The sequence below is a fragment of the Mycolicibacterium holsaticum DSM 44478 = JCM 12374 genome (assembly GCF_019645835.1).
In the GTDB taxonomy this organism is placed as follows: domain Bacteria; phylum Actinomycetota; class Actinomycetes; order Mycobacteriales; family Mycobacteriaceae; genus Mycobacterium; species Mycobacterium holsaticum.
Window position 1 is genome coordinate 2,623,251 of sequence record NZ_CP080998.1, and the last position, 15,828, is coordinate 2,639,078.

17 protein-coding genes are annotated in these 15,828 nt (G+C 68.5%); 9 read left to right on the top strand and 8 right to left on the bottom strand.

Translation table 11 applies throughout. From position 1 onward, the window contains the following. Positions 1-144 precede the first annotated feature (144 nt). Positions 145-390 (top strand): CDGP domain-containing protein, encoded by a 246-nt coding sequence (locus tag K3U96_RS12630; RefSeq protein ID WP_069405870.1) that lies wholly within the window; start codon positions 145-147, stop codon positions 388-390. A 28-nt stretch (positions 391-418) separates the two neighbouring features. Here K3U96_RS12630 and K3U96_RS12635 read toward each other — a convergent pair whose 3' ends face one another. From K3U96_RS12635 to K3U96_RS12645, 3 genes are all read right to left on the bottom strand, one after another. Next, a complete protein-coding gene (locus K3U96_RS12635; protein WP_220693218.1) occupies positions 419-1,543 on the bottom strand; it encodes an alanine and proline-rich secreted protein Apa in 1,125 nt (374 codons plus the stop codon). Between the two features lie 210 nt (positions 1,544-1,753). Next, positions 1,754-2,806 carry a sulfate/molybdate ABC transporter ATP-binding protein gene (locus K3U96_RS12640; protein ID WP_069406802.1) on the bottom strand — a complete coding sequence of 351 codons (1,053 nt, stop codon included), beginning with the start codon at positions 2,804-2,806 and terminating at the stop codon, positions 1,754-1,756. A 6-nt stretch (positions 2,807-2,812) separates the two neighbouring features. Then, positions 2,813-3,607: an ABC transporter permease gene (locus K3U96_RS12645; protein ID WP_220693219.1), complete on the bottom strand. Its 795-nt coding sequence runs from the start codon at positions 3,605-3,607 to the stop codon at positions 2,813-2,815. Between the two features lie 167 nt (positions 3,608-3,774). Between K3U96_RS12645 and K3U96_RS12650 the strand changes: the two genes are divergently transcribed. The 8 genes from K3U96_RS12650 to urtE all read left to right on the top strand — a co-directional run bounded on the left by K3U96_RS12650 (position 3,775) and on the right by urtE (position 11,835). Beyond that, complete coding sequence (locus K3U96_RS12650) at positions 3,775-4,446, top strand: SDR family oxidoreductase (protein WP_220693220.1); 672 nt, start codon at positions 3,775-3,777, stop codon at positions 4,444-4,446. 29 nt (positions 4,447-4,475) lie between these two features. Then, on the top strand, positions 4,476-5,405 hold the full coding sequence (locus K3U96_RS12655; protein WP_069406805.1) for an LLM class F420-dependent oxidoreductase: 930 nt from the start codon (positions 4,476-4,478) through the stop codon (positions 5,403-5,405). 113 nt (positions 5,406-5,518) lie between these two features. Next, the gene (locus tag K3U96_RS12660) at positions 5,519-6,892 is read left to right on the top strand and encodes a type II NADH:quinone oxidoreductase Ndh (RefSeq protein ID WP_220693221.1); all 1,374 of its coding nucleotides are present in this window, start codon (positions 5,519-5,521) and stop codon (positions 6,890-6,892) included. Positions 6,893-7,076: 184 nt separating this feature from the next. Beyond that, entirely contained in the window at positions 7,077-8,327 is a 1,251-nt protein-coding gene (gene urtA / locus K3U96_RS12665; protein ID WP_220693222.1) for an urea ABC transporter substrate-binding protein, read from the top strand. 7 nt (positions 8,328-8,334) lie between these two features. Then, entirely contained in the window at positions 8,335-9,219 is an 885-nt protein-coding gene (gene urtB / locus K3U96_RS12670) for an urea ABC transporter permease subunit UrtB (protein ID WP_069406808.1), read from the top strand. After that, entirely contained in the window at positions 9,216-10,340 is a 1,125-nt protein-coding gene (urtC, locus tag K3U96_RS12675) for an urea ABC transporter permease subunit UrtC (RefSeq protein ID WP_220693223.1), read from the top strand. Before urtB ends, urtC begins: the two co-directional genes overlap by 4 nt. After that, complete coding sequence (urtD, locus tag K3U96_RS12680) at positions 10,337-11,143, top strand: urea ABC transporter ATP-binding protein UrtD (RefSeq protein ID WP_069406810.1); 807 nt, start codon at positions 10,337-10,339, stop codon at positions 11,141-11,143. Before urtC ends, urtD begins: the two co-directional genes overlap by 4 nt. Then, entirely contained in the window at positions 11,143-11,835 is a 693-nt protein-coding gene (urtE, locus tag K3U96_RS12685; RefSeq protein WP_220693224.1) for an urea ABC transporter ATP-binding subunit UrtE, read from the top strand. The genes urtD and urtE overlap by 1 nt, the downstream gene beginning before the upstream one ends. On the opposite strand, the gene K3U96_RS12690 is transcribed toward urtE, so the two are convergent. From K3U96_RS12690 to K3U96_RS12710, 5 genes are read right to left on the bottom strand one after another with little or no spacing between them, the layout of a single operon-like run. Next, positions 11,832-12,458, bottom strand: coding sequence for an urease accessory protein UreD (locus K3U96_RS12690; RefSeq protein ID WP_069406812.1), 627 nt, complete (start codon positions 12,456-12,458; stop codon positions 11,832-11,834). The genes urtE and K3U96_RS12690 overlap by 4 nt on opposite strands. Next, positions 12,458-13,144, bottom strand: a complete 687-nt coding sequence (gene ureG, locus K3U96_RS12695) for an urease accessory protein UreG (protein WP_069406813.1) — start codon at positions 13,142-13,144, stop codon at positions 12,458-12,460. The genes K3U96_RS12690 and ureG overlap by 1 nt, the downstream gene beginning before the upstream one ends. Positions 13,145-13,154: 10 nt before the next feature. Then, complete coding sequence (locus K3U96_RS12700) at positions 13,155-13,790, bottom strand: urease accessory protein UreF (protein WP_220693225.1); 636 nt, start codon at positions 13,788-13,790, stop codon at positions 13,155-13,157. Further along, positions 13,790-15,511: an urease subunit alpha gene (locus K3U96_RS12705; protein WP_069406815.1), complete on the bottom strand. Its 1,722-nt coding sequence runs from the start codon at positions 15,509-15,511 to the stop codon at positions 13,790-13,792. The genes K3U96_RS12700 and K3U96_RS12705 overlap by 1 nt, the downstream gene beginning before the upstream one ends. After that, complete coding sequence (locus K3U96_RS12710) at positions 15,508-15,822, bottom strand: urease subunit beta (protein WP_069406819.1); 315 nt, start codon at positions 15,820-15,822, stop codon at positions 15,508-15,510. Before K3U96_RS12710 ends, K3U96_RS12705 begins: the two co-directional genes overlap by 4 nt. Positions 15,823-15,828: the final 6 nt, after the last annotated feature.

A 15,828-nucleotide genomic window follows, 5' to 3' on the forward strand; every position in this document is an offset into this window, starting at 1 on the left:
TCACTCACCACGTCATCGTCGCATCCGCCCCGGCGACTTGGGTCACTGTCGGGGCGCCGATGTCGGGAAAATCCTCATTCGCATGTCATAACGGTTGCGTAACCTGGACATAACGGGGTCGGGACGCGTAGGGAAGGGGATCCGATGAAAGCACTTGCAGCACTGGGAATCGGCGCGCTCGCAGCGGGCAGCATCGCCCTCGCTGCACCGGCCAACGCCGGCTGCCAAGGGGGCTGGACGCCGTGGGGCGGCGGCACGATCTGCGACGGGCCGATCGCACCCGACGGCAACTTCGAGCGGTGTCAGACCGCAGGCGCCCTCGGCTTCGGCGGCACGAACTGCATCATCGTGAACGTCGCCAACGCCCAGCCGCCGTGGGTCGGGCCCTAAGGACCCAACGTCGGGTTGCTGACCCGCATTACGCGGGCGGCAGCATCCCCGGCGCGCTTTCCGGTGCCACCGGGACAGGCTGGCCGACAGCGGGCCGCGGCGCCGCGTTCGGATCGGCCGGTGGTGGCGGCGGCGCGTTCGGATCGGCCGGCGGCGGCGGCGGCGCGTTCGGATCGGCCGGCGGCGGCGGCGCGTTCGGATCCGGTGGCGGCAGTGGCGCGTTCGGGTCCGCAGGGGCCGCGGGCGTAGGTGCGGTGAAGGGCCGGATCGAGTTGGCCAACGCGACGGCCTGATCCTTTGGCACCGGGTTGTTCGCGGTGCCCAACCAGACGACGAACCAGCGATCCGGGGTGCGCTGGCCGCGCGGTGTCCCCGGTTCGGTGGCCTCGCCGACCACGCCGGCCCAGATCTGGCCGTTGGGCTTGTTGGTGTCGGTGAACTTCACCTCGTAAAAGGAGGCGACGCCGGGCATCCCGTCGGCATCCAGGTCCACTGTCTCCTGGTTGATGCGGGTGCCCGGGAACGGCATAAAGAACTCACCCATGTCCGAAGCCAGGCGCTGCGCGGCCTTCGAGTTGTCGGTCTCTGCGCCGGCGAACAGCTTCAGGTCCAGACGCCCGAGCAGGATGCTGGTGTCGTTGGGCGGTTCGGCGCCTTCCGGGGTGATCTTCGTCAGCAACGCCTGCCCGTATGACAGCTGGGTCGAGTCCGAGACCTGCCATCCGCCGGGGACGACGAAGCTCAGCCCGCCTGCGGCGTTATCGACGCGGCCGGCATCGGCAGGCGGTGGCGGCGGAGGCGCGTTGGGATCGGCCGGGGGTGGCGGTGGCGCGTTGGGGTCGGCCGGGGGTGGCGGTGGCGCGTTGGGGTCGGCCGGGGGTGGCGGCGGAGGTGCCGGTGCGACGCCGGGTGCCGGCGGAGGCGCGTTCGGATCGGCAGGGGGCGCGGGCGCAGCCGGTGGCGGCGGCGGAGGCGGCCCCTCCAGAAACGTGTTACCGCTCGGAGGTGGCGGAGGCGGCGGGGTGGGCTCGGGCTGCGCCTGCGCCACCGAGGGCAGCGCGAGCGCCACCGCGGTGGCACCGGTCAACACGGCGGTCGCCAGCGTCCTTGAGATGCCCTTACGGTGTTGAACAAACGCGTCCGGCTGGTCCATGGGGAAGAAACTACCGTGTTACCGCCGTGACGCAAGTGTGAGTTGCTCTTATTGTGCTTAATTTCGCGCTTGCTGTGAGCGCAGAACTGCCAGAGAGCCGAGTCAATGTCCGGTTGCTGACACCAAGAGGTCCCCGCGCGTTGCGCCGGGGTGCGTCGTCGGCGCTGCGTCGGCGCCTCACCCGGGTCTTCGCGGCGGCATCCGGCGGCGTTACGGGCTGGGATGGATCGCCACCTCCTGGGCTTTCACCGCGAAGTAGATCCGGTCCCCCGGCACCAAACGCAGCTCCGCCGCGGACTCCGTGGTGATGTCGGCGGCCAGCCCCGGCGCACCGTCGGGTTGGTCCTCGGCGCGCACCCGGATCGCCGGGCCGCGGCTGTCGAGTTCGGCGACGGTCACCTCGATGGTGTTGCGCGGGCTGCCGTGAGGTCGGTCGCGATACACCGCGACGGCGGCGGGGTAGAACAGCGCCACCGCGGGATCGCCCGCGGCCAGGTCGGCTTCCAGGGTGCCGTACCAGGATGTGCCCGTTTGCGCCGTCAGCGCGCCGTCGGCGCCCACCAGACCGTTGACCAGATTCACCCCGGCGAACCGGGCGCCGAACCTGCTGCGCGGCGTGGCCAATATCGCTGCGGCCGAGCCGGTTTCGGCGATTCGGCCGGACTCCAGCACCATCACCCGGTCGGCCAGCGTCAGCACGTCGAGGATGTCGTGGGTGATCAGCACGGCCGAGCGCCCGTCGCGGCCCAGCACTTTGCGCAGCACCTTGCGCACGGCGGTCGCGGCGGCGACGTCCAGCCCGGCCAGCGGCTCGTCCAACAGCAGCACCTCGGGTTCGGCGGCCAGCGCGCGCGCCAGCGCCACCCGCTGCGCTTGCCCGCCCGAGAGTTGACGCGGCATCCGCTCGGCCAGGTCCGCGGCGTCGACCTCGCTCAGCCAGTGGGCGGGTCGCCGGCTGCGCGGCGCGAAGGCGACGTTGGCCGCGACGCTCAGGTGCGGAAACAGCAACGGGTCCTGCATCAGCAGGCCGACCCGCCGGTCGTGGGTCGCGACGTGCACCCCGGCCCGGGTGTCGGTGAGCACCCGCTCCCCCACTCGCACCACACCGTCGTCGGGACGCACCAGCCCGGCCATCACATGCAGTGACGTCGACTTACCCGCGCCGTTCGGGCCGAGCACCGCCAGCACCTCGCCCGCCGCAACGTCGAATTCGACGTCCAGACCGCGGTTTTCGACGACGGCCCGCACGCTGATCCCGGTCACGGTGGACTACCAGGCACTGGTACCCCGCAGCCGTCTGCTGCCCAGTCCGACCACCACGACAGCGGCCACGGCGACCAGCAGCAGTGACAGCGCCACCGCCGCGTCGGCGTCGCTCTCCCGCTGCAGATAGATCTCCAGCGGCAGCGTGCGCGTCACGCCCTGCCGCGAACCCGCGAAGGTCAAGGTGGCGCCGAACTCACCGAGCGCGCGCGCGAACGCCAGCACCGCCCCCGACACCAGGCCCGGCGCCAGCAGCGGCAACGACACCCGCCACCACACCGTGGTCGGCCCGGCGCCGAGCGTCGCAGCCACCACCTCGTACTCGGTGCCGAACGTGCGCGCGGTGCCCTCCAACGCCAGCACCAGAAACGGCAGCGACACGAACGTCTGGGCGAGCACGACGGCGGTCGTCGTGAACGCGATGTCGATACCGGCCGCATCGAGGTACCTGCCGAGCAGACCGAGCCTGCCGAACGCGTACAGCAGCGCGATACCCCCGACCACCGGCGGCAGCACCAGCGGTAACAGCACCAGCGGGCGCACGATGCGGACCAGCGCGCTGTCGCTGCGGGCCAGCACCAGCGCCATCGGGACGCCGAACACCAGGCACAGGACGGTGCTGGCCGTTGCGGTTCTCAGGCTGAGCAGCAACGCCGTCACCGACGAGTCGCTGCTGATCAGCGACCCGAAATTCGCCCAGTCGACTTTGACCGCCACCGCGACCAACGGCACCGCGACGAACAGCGCGCCGACCGCGGCGGGCACGTAGAGCCACCGCGGCAGAGCCGCTGACGTGCTCAAACCGGGGCCGCTTCGCGCGTCACAGCCAAACCTTAAGACACCTCATCCGCATTGATGCGGCACGCCGTGGCCAACCGTCCGCGCGCCTGTTTCGTCCTTTAGCTACTGTCCAGTAACATTGGCGGCGTTCGCTGGGATTCAGCGATATCACAGAGGAGGTCCTTGCGATGGAGGTCCTGGTCACCGGGGGTGACACCGATCTGGGTCGCACGATCGCGGAAGGCTTCCGCGACGCCGGACATCGGGTCGTGATCGCCGGCGCGCGCCGCGCCGACCTGGAGGTTGCCGCCAAAGAACTCGATGTCGACGCGATCGTGGTCGACAACACCGATCCGGCCAGCCTGGAAGACTCCCGGGGACAGTTCCCCCACCACCTGGACACGATCGTCAACGTGCCCGCCCCGCGCTGGGACGTGGGCGATCCGCGCACCTACTCGCTGTCCGATCACGCCGCGGCGTGGCGGCACGCGCTCGACTCCACCGTCCTCTCGGCGGTGCTGACCGTGCAGGTCCTCGGCGACCATCTGCGCTCAGGCGGGTCCATCGTCACGGTGATACCGGCGCATCCGGGTGACGGCAGCGCCGAGGCGGCCATCAAAGCCGCGGTGGCGGACTGGACGGCCGGACAGACGGGCTATTTCGGCACCCGTGGGATCACGGTGAACGCGATCGCCGCCGGCCGCAGCGCCGAACCGGGCTACGCCGGGCTGTCGCGCACCACGCCGACGGCGACCGAAGAGACCACTCGGCTGGCGCTGTTCCTCACCACACCCGCGGCGCGCCACATCACCGGACAGACCCTGCACGTCAGCCAGGGTGCCGCGGTCGGAAGGGAATGAATCGGCCGGTGCCACGGTAGGAATACTGCGTGACCATTCGACTCGCACTCCAGATCCCCAACTTTTCCTACGGCACCGGTATTGCGGAGATCTTCCCGACGGTGATCGCCCAGGCGCAGGAAGCCGAGGCGGCCGGGTACGACTCGGTCTTCCTGATGGACCACTTCTACCAACTGCCCGGGCTGGGCACCCCGGACGCGCCGATGCTCGAGGCCTACACCGCGCTGGGCGGGTTGGCCACGGCCACCGAGCGGGTTCAACTGGGCACGCTGGTCACCGGCAACACCTATCGCAACCCGACGCTGCTGGCCAAGATCATCAGCACGCTCGACGTGATCAGCCAGGGCCGTGCGGTGCTGGGCATCGGCACCGGCTGGTACGAGCTCGAACACGACAGCCTGGGCTATGAATTCGGCACCTTCACCGACCGGTTCAACAAGCTCGACGAGGCGCTGCAGATCATCCTGCCGATGCTGCGCGGCGAGCGGCCCACGGTTTCGGGCAAGTACTACCAGACCCAGGAGGCGATGGCCGAACCGCGGCTGCGCGACCACATCCCGCTGATGATCGGCGGCAGCGGCGAGAAGAAGACGATTCCCCTTGCCGTGCGGCACTTCGACCACCTCAACATCATCGCCGGGTTCGACGAGCTGCCCCGCAAGCTGCAGGTGATCAAGGAGCGATGCGCCGAGATCGACCGTGACCCGGCCACACTGGAAACCAGCATGCTCGTCGTCGCGATCATCGACGAAAACGCCACGGCCGACGTGATTCCCGACGATTTCAAGCAGAAGGCCGTATACGGCAGTCCCGAGCAGATCGTCGAGCAGCTCAAGGACAAAGTTCTCGACGCCGGTGTCGACGGTGTGATCCTGAGCCCGGTGACAAGCCTCAACGGATATCAGCCGGGCGGCGTCACCGCGGTCGGCGAGCTTCTCAAGCCCCTTCTCGGCGGCTAATGTTGAGCGCCTGACGTGGGAAATGCCACACCGTACGGAATCGTCGATCTGAGGTTCAGACCGCTACCGTGGTGGGTAGAACTGCACGTGAAGCACCGTCGAGGAGCCCTGTTATGAGCCATCCCGGAGCCACTGCATCTGATCGGCACAAAGTCGTCATCATCGGATCAGGGTTCGGCGGGTTGACCGCTGCCAAAAGGTTCAAGCGGGCCGATGTCGACGTCAAGCTGATCGCCAAGACCACCCATCACCTGTTCCAGCCGCTGCTGTACCAGGTCGCGACGGGCATCATCCCGTCGGGTGAGATCGCGCCGCCGACCCGGATGATCCTGCGCAAGCAGAAGAACTGCCAGGTGCTGCTCGGCGACGTCACCCACATCGACCTCGCCAACCAGACCGTGAGGTCGGAGCTGCTCGGCCACACCTACGTCACGCCGTACGACTCCCTGATCGTCGCCGCAGGCGCCGGGCAGTCCTACTTCGGCAACGACCACTTCGCCGAATGGGCGCCGGGGATGAAGTCCATCGACGACGCCCTCGAGTTGCGGGCCCGCATCCTCAGCGCGTTCGAACAGGCCGAACGGTCCAGCGATCCCGCCCGCCGTGAGAAGCTGCTGACCTTCACCGTGGTCGGCGCGGGACCAACCGGCGTCGAAATGGCAGGGCAGATCGCCGAATTGGCCGATCACACGCTCAAAGGTGCGTTCCGCCATATTGATTCGACCACTGCGCGGGTGATTCTGCTCGACGCTGCGCCTGCGGTGCTGCCCCCGATGGGCGAGAAGCTGGGCAACAAGGCCAAGGCCCGGTTGGAGAAAATGGGCGTCGACATCCAACTTTCCGCGATGGTCACCGACGTCGACCGCAACGGCATCACCGTCAAGGACGCCGACGGCACCATCCGGCGCATCGAATCGGCGACCAAGGTGTGGTCGGCCGGTGTGTCGGCCAGCCCGCTGGGCCGCGACCTCGCCGAACAGTCCGGCGTGGAGATCGACCGGGCCGGACGCGTGGTGGTGTTGCCCGACCTGTCCATTCCCGGACATCCGAACGTGTTCGTGGTCGGTGACATGGCGTACGTCGAAGGCGTGCCGGGTCAGGCGCAGGGGGCCATTCAGGGCGGCAGGTACGCCGCGGAAGCGATCAAGGCCGAACTCAAGGGCGCCGACTCGGCGCAGCGTGAGCCGTTCCAGTACTTCGACAAGGGCTCGATGGCCACGGTGTCGCGGTTCTCCGCGGTCGCCAAGATCGGCCCGCTGGAGTTCGGCGGGTTCATCGCCTGGCTGGCCTGGCTGGTGCTGCACCTGATCTATCTGGTCGGCTTCCGCCGCAAGCTCACCACGCTGGTGTCCTGGACCGTGACGTTCCTGTCGACCCAGCGCGGCAACCTCACCATCACCGAGCAGCAGGCCTATGCCCGCACCCGGATCGAGGAACTCGAGGAGATCGCGGCGTCGGTGCAGGACAACCAGAAAGCCGCGGTCTAGCGCACCGCTCAATGGCGTTGTGCCGGCGCGGTACTCGCGCGCGTGAATTCGCGCGAACTCGGCCTGGGCCGGCGACAGGTTAATTTGTTCGTCACATATAGACATTTGGCAGAAACACAGCCGCTCTAACGTCCCGAATCGACAACCGCACGGTGTCTGCGGGAGATAAAGGGAAAGGCTGTTCATGCGACTTCTACGACGCTCAGCGCTGGTGGCCGGAAGCATCGCCGCCGCGACGGGCCTGGTACTGACCGGCTGCGGAAGCAAGGCAGGTGAATCCGGATCGGCCGGCGCCGAGTCGTGCGTCGACACCTCGGGGCCCAGTGTCAAAGTAGGAGCGCTGAACTCGCTTTCGGGCACCATGGCCATTTCCGAGGTGACCGTGCGCAACGCCATCGATCTGGCCGTCGAGGAGATCAACGCCGCCGGCGGGGTGATGGGTAAGCAGATCGAACTCGTAGGTGAGGACGGCGCATCCGAACCGACCGTGTTCGCCGAGAAAGCCGAGAAGCTGATCAGCAGCGACTGTGTGGCCGCGGTCTTCGGCGGCTGGACGTCGTCGTCGCGCAAGGCCATGCTGCCGGTCTTCGAGAGCGCGAACTCGCTGCTGTACTACCCGGTGCAGTACGAGGGGCTGGAGTCGTCGAAGAACATCTTCTACACCGGCGCCACCACCAACCAGCAGATCGTCCCGGCGCTCGACTACCTCAAGGAGAAGGGCGTCACGTCGCTGTACCTGGTCGGCAGCGACTACGTGTTCCCGCAGACCGCCAACCGCATCATCAAGGCCTATGCCGAGGCCAACGGCATCGAGATCAAGGGCGAGGACTACACGCCGCTGGGCTCGACGGACTTCTCCACCATCGTCAACAAGGTCCGCAGCGCCGACGCCGACGCGGTGTTCAACACCCTCAACGGTGACTCCAACGTGGCGTTCTTCCGGGAGTACCGCAACGTCGGCCTGACGCCGCAGGAGATGCCCGTGGTGTCCGTCTCGATCGCCGAGGAGGAGATCGGCGGAATCGGGGTGCAGAACATCACCGGTCAGCTGACCGCCTGGGACTACTACCAGACCATCGACAATCCGGTCAACAACGCATTCGTCAAGGCGTACAAGGACAAATACGGCGCCGACAAGCCCACGTCGGATCCGATGGAGGCCGCCTACGTCTCGGTTTACCTGTGGAAGAACACCGCCGAAAAGGCGAAGTCGTTCGACGTCAAGGCTATTCAGGACAATGCGGGCGGCGTGACGTTCGACGCGCCGGAGGGCCCGGTCACGATCGACGGGGAGAACCACCACATCACCAAGACCGCCCGCATCGGGGAGATCCGGCCCGACGGGCTGATCTACACAATCTGGCAATCCCCCGGCCCGATCGAGCCGGACCCGTATCTGAAGAGCTATCCGTGGGCGGCCGGCCTGTCCAGCTGAGCCGGGCATGGATGTCCTGATCGGGCAGTTGGCAACGGGATTGAGCCTCGGCTCGATCCTGTTGCTGGCCGCTTTGGGACTGTCGCTGACGTTCGGGCAGATGGGCGTCATCAACATGGCGCACGGCGAATTCATCATGGCCGGCTGCTACACCGCCTACGTGGTGCAGACGATCGTCACCAATGCCGGTGCATCGCTGTTGATCTCGCTGGTGACCGGGTTTGTCATCGGGGGGGCGCTCGGCGCGCTGCTGGAGGCCACGCTGATCCGGCGGATGTATCACCGCCCGCTGGACACGCTGCTGGTGACGTTCGGTGTCGGGCTGGTGCTGCAACAGGTGGCGCGCGACATCTTCGGCGCGCCCGCCGTCAACGTGATCGCCCCGGCGTGGCTGTCGGGCGGGGTGGAGATCTTCGGCGCGGTGGTGCCCAGAACGCGGATCTTCATCCTGGTGCTTGCCGTCGTCTGTGTCACCGCGCTGGCCACCGTGTTGAAGTTCAGCCCGATGGGACGGCGCATCCGGGCGGTGGTGGCGAACCGCGACCTCGCAGAGACCAGCGGGATCTCGTCGCGCAGGACCGACGTCACCACGTTTTTCGTCGGCTCGGGTTTGGCGGCCGTGGCCGGGGTGGCGTTGACGCTGATCGGTTCGACCAGCCCCACCATCGGGCAGAGCTACCTGATCGACGCGTTCCTGGTGGTCGTGGTCGGCGGGCTCGGCCAGCTCAAGGGCACGGTGATCGCGGCGTTCGCGCTGGGCTTTGCCAACTCGTTCATCGAGTACAACACCACCGCGTCGTTGGCCAAGGTCATCTTGTTCGTGATCATCGTCATCTTCCTGCAGGTCCGCCCGCAGGGCCTGTTCACCGTCCGGACAAGGAGCCTCGCGTGAAAACCCTGCTGGGCCGCTGGCAGACCTGGGCCGGTTTCGGCGTCGCGGCCGTGCTGCTGTTCGCGGTCGCACCCGCGCTGCTGTCGGATTTCCGGCTCAGCCTGCTGGCCAAGTTCCTGTGCTTTGCGATCGTGGCCGTCGGCATCGGGCTGGCCTGGGGCCGTGGCGGCATGCTGGTGTTGGGCCAGGGCGTGTTCTTCGGCCTCGGCGGCTACCTGATGGGTATGCACCTCAAGATCGCCGATGCGCAATTGCGTGGCGACGACGTGCCGGATTTCATGCAGATCGCCGGGGTGCGTGAACTGCCCGGGTACTGGGCGCCGTTCGCCTCCCCCGTCTTCACGCTCGCCGCGATCGTGCTGGCGCCCACCGCGATCGCCGCGGCGCTGGGCCTCGGCGTGTTCAAACGCCGGGTCAAGGGCGCCTACTTCGCGATCCTGTCGCAGGCGTTGGCGGCGGCCATGGCGATCCTGCTCGTCGGGCAGACCAGCCTGGGCGGCAGCAACGGGCTCAACAGGTTTCGTACCTTCTTCGGTTTCGCGCTGAACGACCCGGTGAACCGGCGGATGCTGTACTTCATCGCCGCCGCCGTGCTGCTGATCGTCGTCGCCGCGGCGCGCCAGCTCATGGTGAGCCGCTACGGCGAGCTGCTGGTGGCCGTGCGCGACGGTGAGGAGCGGGTGCGCTTCCTGGGCTACGACCCGGCCAACATCAAGGTCGTCGCATACACCGTCGCGGCGCTGTTCGCCAGCATCGCCGGCGCACTGTTCGCGCCGATCGTCGGCTTCATCGCCCCCTCACAGGTCGGCATCCTGCCCTCGATCGCGTTCCTCATCGGCGTGGCGATCGGCGGGCGCACCACGCTGCTGGGCCCGGTACTCGGTGCCATCGGCGTCGCGTGGGCGCAAACCGTGTTCTCCGAACGCTTCCCGTCGGAGTGGATATACGCCCAGGGCCTGTTGTTCATCGTGGTGGTCGGGTTTCTGCCCGCCGGTCTGGCCGGCCTGGGCACGGTGTTCACGCGTCGGCGGTCACGCCGGACCCAACCGCCGCCGGGACCCCAACCGGTGGCCCAACCCGATCCAGAACCCGACAGCCAGAAGGTGGGCGCATCGACATGAGGACCCAAACCCGACCGGTCGCGGGCGGCAACGCAGGCATGGGCACCGAGTATCTCGAGATCCGGGGCCTCACCGTCGATTTCGACGGGTTCACGGCGGTCAGCGACGTCGACCTCACCCTGTTCCAGGGTGACCTGCGCTTTCTCATCGGGCCGAACGGGGCGGGCAAGACCACCGTCATCGACGCCGTCACCGGGTTGGTCAGCGCCACCGGATCGGTCAACAAGTCCGGCGTCGAGTTGCTCGGTAAGAAGGTGCACCAGATCGCCCGGCTGGGAGTGGGCCGCACGTTTCAGACCGCCAGCGTGTTCGAGCAGCTCACCGTGTTGCAGAACCTGGACATCGCGGCGGGCGCGGGCCGCTCGGCGTGGACGCTGCTGCGCCGCCGCAAGGGGGTGCTGCCCGCCATCGAGGAGGCGCTCGAGACGATCGGGCTGACCGGTCATGCCGACCGGCCCGCCGGGGTGCTGGCCCACGGCCAGAAGCAGTGGCTGGAGATCGGCATGCTGCTCGTGCAGAACGCCGACGTGCTGTTGCTCGACGAGCCCGTCGCGGGCATGAGCCATGAGGAACGCGAGGAAACCGGGAACCTGTTGCGGCGCATCGGAGCCCAGCGCACCGTCGTCGTCGTCGAACACGACATGGACTTCATGCGGGCCTTCGCCACGTCGGTGACCGTGCTGGCCCGCGGCCAGGTGATCGCCGACGGGACGGTCGCCGACGTTCAGGCCAACCCGAAGGTGCAGGAGGTGTACCTGGGCACCGCCGCCGCGGGGGCACCACTCGTCGAGGAGAACCGCTGATGCTGCACCTCGTCGACATCCGCAGCGGCTACGGCCGCTCCGAAGTCATCCACGGTGTCAGCATCGAGGTGCCCCGCGAGGGTGTGGCCGCGGTCATGGGACACAACGGGGCCGGTAAGACCACGCTGCTTCGGGCCGCGGTCGGACTGCTCAAATGCACTGCGGGCAAGGTGCTTTTCGACGGCGAGGACATCACCCGGCTGCGGCCGAGCGCCCGGGTGGCGCGCGGGCTTGCCTACGTACCGCAGGGCCAACAGTCCTTCGGACACCTGACCACCATGGAGAACCTCCAGGTGGTGGCCGACGGGCGCAAGAACGGCAGGCAACTCATCGACGAGCAACTCGACCTGTTTCCCGCCCTCACAGAACTGCTGACCCGCAAGGCCGGCCTGCTCTCAGGAGGGCAACGTCAACAACTCGCGATCGCACGCGCGCTGATCACCAGCCCCAGATGCCTGATCCTCGACGAGCCGACCGAGGGCATCCAGCCCTCGGTGGTGGCCGAGATCGAGTCCGCCATCACCGATCTGACCGGCCGGGGAAACCTCGGTGTCTTGCTCGTCGAACAGCACATCGGGTTCGCGTTGCAGTCCTCGCAGCGCTACTACATCCTGCAGGCCGGGCGGCTCACCTCCAGCGGCGCCGGCGGCTCGGCTTCGGAGACCGACGTGCGCGCCGCGATGGCGATCTAAAGCCGCTCCCCCTGCCAGGTCGACAGGCAGCCGCCGCCGGCAAGGGTCAGCGGCAGCCCCGCGGTGTCGGCGACGCCGTGCGGATAATGCAGTTCACTTACACCCGCGAGCGGTGCACCGAGGTCGTCGTCGGTCACCGAGCCGTTGCCGAGCTCGACGCGATGACGCAGCAACGGCGAGCCGTCGACGTCGGCGTGCAAGGACCCTGACCAAAATCCCTGGCGTTCACCGAATCTGCCGATCTGGACGCGTTCGCGTAGCCGGACGCGGCCCGACCCGGTCAACGTCAGCCGGGTGGCGCTGATGTGATGTGACGCCGCGGCGACGACGGTGGGTTCCGGGTCCAGGTCGAGGTCGCCAGCCACCTCGAGGTGCCAGACCGCGTGCGACTCGACCGTCGCGGGACCCGGCAGCGTCACCGTCGCGGCCGCGCTGCGCACCCGCAGCCGCGCGCCCGCCTCGACGACGACGCGGATATCGAGTGCGTCACCGCCCAGCGGGGTGGCCGCGGCCGACACCAGGTGCACGGTGTCGGCCTCGGTGTGGCGCGCGGCCAGACCCCCGGTGCACTCGATGCGCGGCCGGCGGCCGGGCGCGGCGACGATGACGACGCCGGAGCGCACTAGACCGGCACCTGCAGCTGCTCGCGCACCCACGCCAGCACCGGGGTCGCCGCCGGGTCCTCGGTCAGCGAGATCAACACGCTGGGGCGCTCACCGCGCACCGCGGCTGCGTCCCGGCGCATCACGTCGAGGTCGGCACCGACCAGCGGTGCCAGGTCGATCTTGTTAATCACCAACAGGTCCGAGTACGTCACGCCAGGACCGCCCTTGCGCGGCACCTTGTCACCGCCGGCGACGTCGATGACGAAGATCTGCACGTCGACCAGACCGGAGGAGAAGGTGGCGGTGAGGTTGTCGCCGCCGGACTCCACCAGGATCAGGTCCAGCCGCTCAGCCGGTCCGCAGTTCGCTGCGATCAGGTCGTCGATGGCGTCGAGGTTCGCGGTGATGTCGTCGCGGATGGCGGTGTGCGGGCACCCGCCGGTCTGCACCGCGGCGATCCGCGCGTCGGGCAGCACGGCATGGCGGCGCAGGAAGTCGGCGTCCTCGGTGGTGTAGATGTCGTTGGTCAGCACCGCCAGCGACAGCTGGTCGCGCAGCTGGCGACACAGCGCCGCCACGAGCGCGGTCTTACCCGAGCCGACGGGTCCGCCGACCCCGACGCGTAACGGCTCGCCCGGCCGGCGTGCGCGCTTGGGCCGGTCGACATGGCCGTGGGGTTGACCATCGAGGAAATGCGGTGGCATGGCGTGCCTTTCACGAGGCGAACAGGGGACGTTCGCGTTGGCTGTGCCGTTGGGCCAGCACGTCGAGCAGCGGATCGGACAGCTCGGCCAGCTCCTTGCCGGCCTCGGCGGCGAGTTGGTCGCACAGCGGTGCCAGCTCGAACGTGACGGCCGCGACGTCACCGGGATCGAGCGCCAACAGCCGCTGAGCGGCCGTCGCCGATCCGGTCATCGTCGTGTAGATCACCGACAGCGCGGTGTGTTCGGGCGTCGTTCCGCTGGCCGCGCCCACCGTGCCCGCGGCGACCGGCAGATGCGGGGTGGTGCCAAGCCGGTGCCATTCGACGTCGGGCCATACCCGCCGCGCCAACCGGACCAGCCCGCGGCCCTGGGTGCGGGACGCCTGTCGTGCCGCGGGAGCCGGTGTGCGGGCGTCGGTTTCGCGGTCGGCCTGCGATGTGTCCAGGGTGCCGTCGCATACGGCCGCCGCGATCGAGGCGGCCATCAGACCGTTGGTGCGGATCCGCCTGCGCAGAAACGCCCGCAGGGTCGGCAGGTCGCGGATCAGCCCCTCGGCGACCGCCTGTTCGACGCCGCCGGAATGCACGTGGCCGCCGGTGGGCAACCGCGAGTCCGACAACGTCAGCAGCGTCGCGAGATTCGTCATCAGAACAGGAAGTACCTCTGCGCCATCGGCAGGTGCTGGGGCGGGTCTTGGTGCCACACGTCGCCGTCGATGCGCACGGTGAACGTGTCCGGGTCGACCTCGATGTCCGGCTGTGCGTCGTTGAGCGGAAGATCGGCTTTGCCGACCGCGCGGACGTTCTTGACCGCGACCAGGCGGCGGTGGACCGCGAGCCGGTCGGCCAACCCGGCCTCGATCGCCTGCGCGGACACGAAGTGCACCGAGGTGGCCGCCGCGGCCACCGGCGCCGCGCCGAACATCGGCCGCGGCAGCACCGGCTGTGGGGTGGGAATGGAGGCGTTCGCGTCTCCCATTGCCGCCCAGGCGATCATGCCGCCCTTGACCACGGCGTGCGGGCGCACCCCGAAGAACGCGGGCTCCCACAGCACCAGGTCGGCGAGCTTACCGACCTCGATTGAGCCGACCTCGTCGTCGAGTCCGTGCGCGACGGCCGGGCAGATCGTGTACTTGGCGACGTAGCGGCGCACCCGGTTGTTATCGGCCGCGCCGTCGCCCGGCAGCGCGCCGCGGCGGCGTTTCATCACGTGCGCGGTCTGCAGGGTGCGGATGACGACCTCACCGATGCGCCCCATCGCCTGCGAGTCGCTGCCGATCATGGAGATCGCGCCGATGTCGTGCAGCAGATCCTCGGCGGCCATCGTCGACGGCCGGATGCGGCTCTCGGCGAACGCCAGATCCTCTGGGAGGGCGGGGTTGAGGTGATGGCACACCATCAGCATGTCCAGGTGCTCGTCGAGGGTGTTGACGGTGTGCGGCCGGGTCGGGTTGGTCGAACTCGGCAGCACGTGCGGCTGTGCGGCCACCGTGATGATGTCGGGCGCGTGCCCGCCGCCCGCGCCTTCGGTGTGATAGGCGTGGATCGACCGGCCGGCGATCGCGCCGATCGTGTCCTCGACGAAACCGGCCTCGTTGAGCGTGTCGGAATGCAGGGCCACCTGCACCCCGGCCGCGTCGGCGACGGTGAGGCACGCGTCGATGGCCGCAGGCGTGGAACCCCAGTCCTCGTGCAGCTTGAAACCTGAAGCACCGCCGCGCAACTGCTCCCACATCGCCTCGGCGCTGACGGTGTTGCCCTTGCCGAGCAGGGCGATGTTCATCGGCCACCCGTCGAGCGACTCCAGCATCCGGCCCAGATGCCAGGCCCCGGGGGTGACGGTGGTGGCCTTGCTGCCTTCGGCGGGTCCGGTGCCGCCGGCGATCACGGTGGTGATCCCGGCGCCCAGCGCCTCGGCCATCAGCTGCGGGCAGATCAGGTGCACGTGGCAGTCGATGCCGCCCGCGGTGACGATGCGGCCGTTGCCCGCGATGATCTCCGTCGCCGGCCCGACCACCAGGGCCGGATGCACGCCCGCCATGATGTCGGGGTTGCCGGCCTTACCGATCGCGACGATGCGTCCGTCCCGGATACCGATGTCGGCCTTGATGATTCCCCAGTAGTCGATGATCACTGCGCCGGTGATGACGGTGTCGGGTGTGCCGTCGGCCCTGGTGGCCCGGGACTGTCCCATCGACTCGCGCAGCACCTTGCCGCCGCCGAACACCGCTTCGTCGCCGGCCCGCTCGGGTCCTCCGCTGCGGTCCTCGGTGATCTCGACGAACAGATCGGTGTCGGCCAGCCGGATCCGGTCGCCGGTGGTGGGGCCGAACAGCGCGGCATAGTGCTCCCGCGACAGCCGGGTCATGACGCGTCCAGCCGGCCGGGAGGCGTCAGCGTCAGCCCGTGCACTTCCCGCGATCCGCTCAGCGGCACCAACGAAACCCGCTGGACGACACCGGGTTCAAAGCGCACCGCGGTGCCCGCGGCAATATCGAGGCGTCTGCCGTGTGCAGCGTCGCGGTCGAATTGCAGTGCCGCGTTGGCCTGCGGCAGATGCACATGGCTGCCGACCTGGACGGGACGGTCGCCGGTGTTGACCACCTCCATCTCCAGACGTGCTGCGCCGGCGTTGATCTCGATGTCACCGATGCCGAACCGGATCTCGCCGGGCACCATCGGATC

Bases quoted from the DNA above. Each gene is read 5' to 3' on its own strand.
- K3U96_RS12710 (WP_069406819.1), bottom strand. From the start codon at position 15,822: ATGGTGCCCGGCGAGATCCGGTTCGGCATCGGTGACATCGAGATCAAC.
- K3U96_RS12635 (WP_220693218.1), bottom strand. From the start codon at position 1,543: ATGGACCAGCCGGACGCGTTTGTTCAACACCGTAAGGGCATCTCAAGG.
- ureG (WP_069406813.1), bottom strand. From the start codon at position 13,144: ATGCCACCGCATTTCCTCGATGGTCAACCCCACGGCCATGTCGACCGG.
- K3U96_RS12660 (WP_220693221.1), top strand. From the start codon at position 5,519: ATGAGCCATCCCGGAGCCACTGCATCTGATCGGCACAAAGTCGTCATC.
- urtE (WP_220693224.1), top strand. From the start codon at position 11,143: ATGCTGCACCTCGTCGACATCCGCAGCGGCTACGGCCGCTCCGAAGTC.
- K3U96_RS12650 (WP_220693220.1), top strand. From the start codon at position 3,775: ATGGAGGTCCTGGTCACCGGGGGTGACACCGATCTGGGTCGCACGATC.
- K3U96_RS12705 (WP_069406815.1), bottom strand. From the start codon at position 15,511: ATGACCCGGCTGTCGCGGGAGCACTATGCCGCGCTGTTCGGCCCCACC.
- urtB (WP_069406808.1), top strand. From the start codon at position 8,335: ATGGATGTCCTGATCGGGCAGTTGGCAACGGGATTGAGCCTCGGCTCG.
- urtD (WP_069406810.1), top strand. From the start codon at position 10,337: ATGAGGACCCAAACCCGACCGGTCGCGGGCGGCAACGCAGGCATGGGC.
- K3U96_RS12700 (WP_220693225.1), bottom strand. From the start codon at position 13,790: ATGACGAATCTCGCGACGCTGCTGACGTTGTCGGACTCGCGGTTGCCC.
- K3U96_RS12630 (WP_069405870.1), top strand. From the start codon at position 145: ATGAAAGCACTTGCAGCACTGGGAATCGGCGCGCTCGCAGCGGGCAGC.
- urtA (WP_220693222.1), top strand. From the start codon at position 7,077: ATGCGACTTCTACGACGCTCAGCGCTGGTGGCCGGAAGCATCGCCGCC.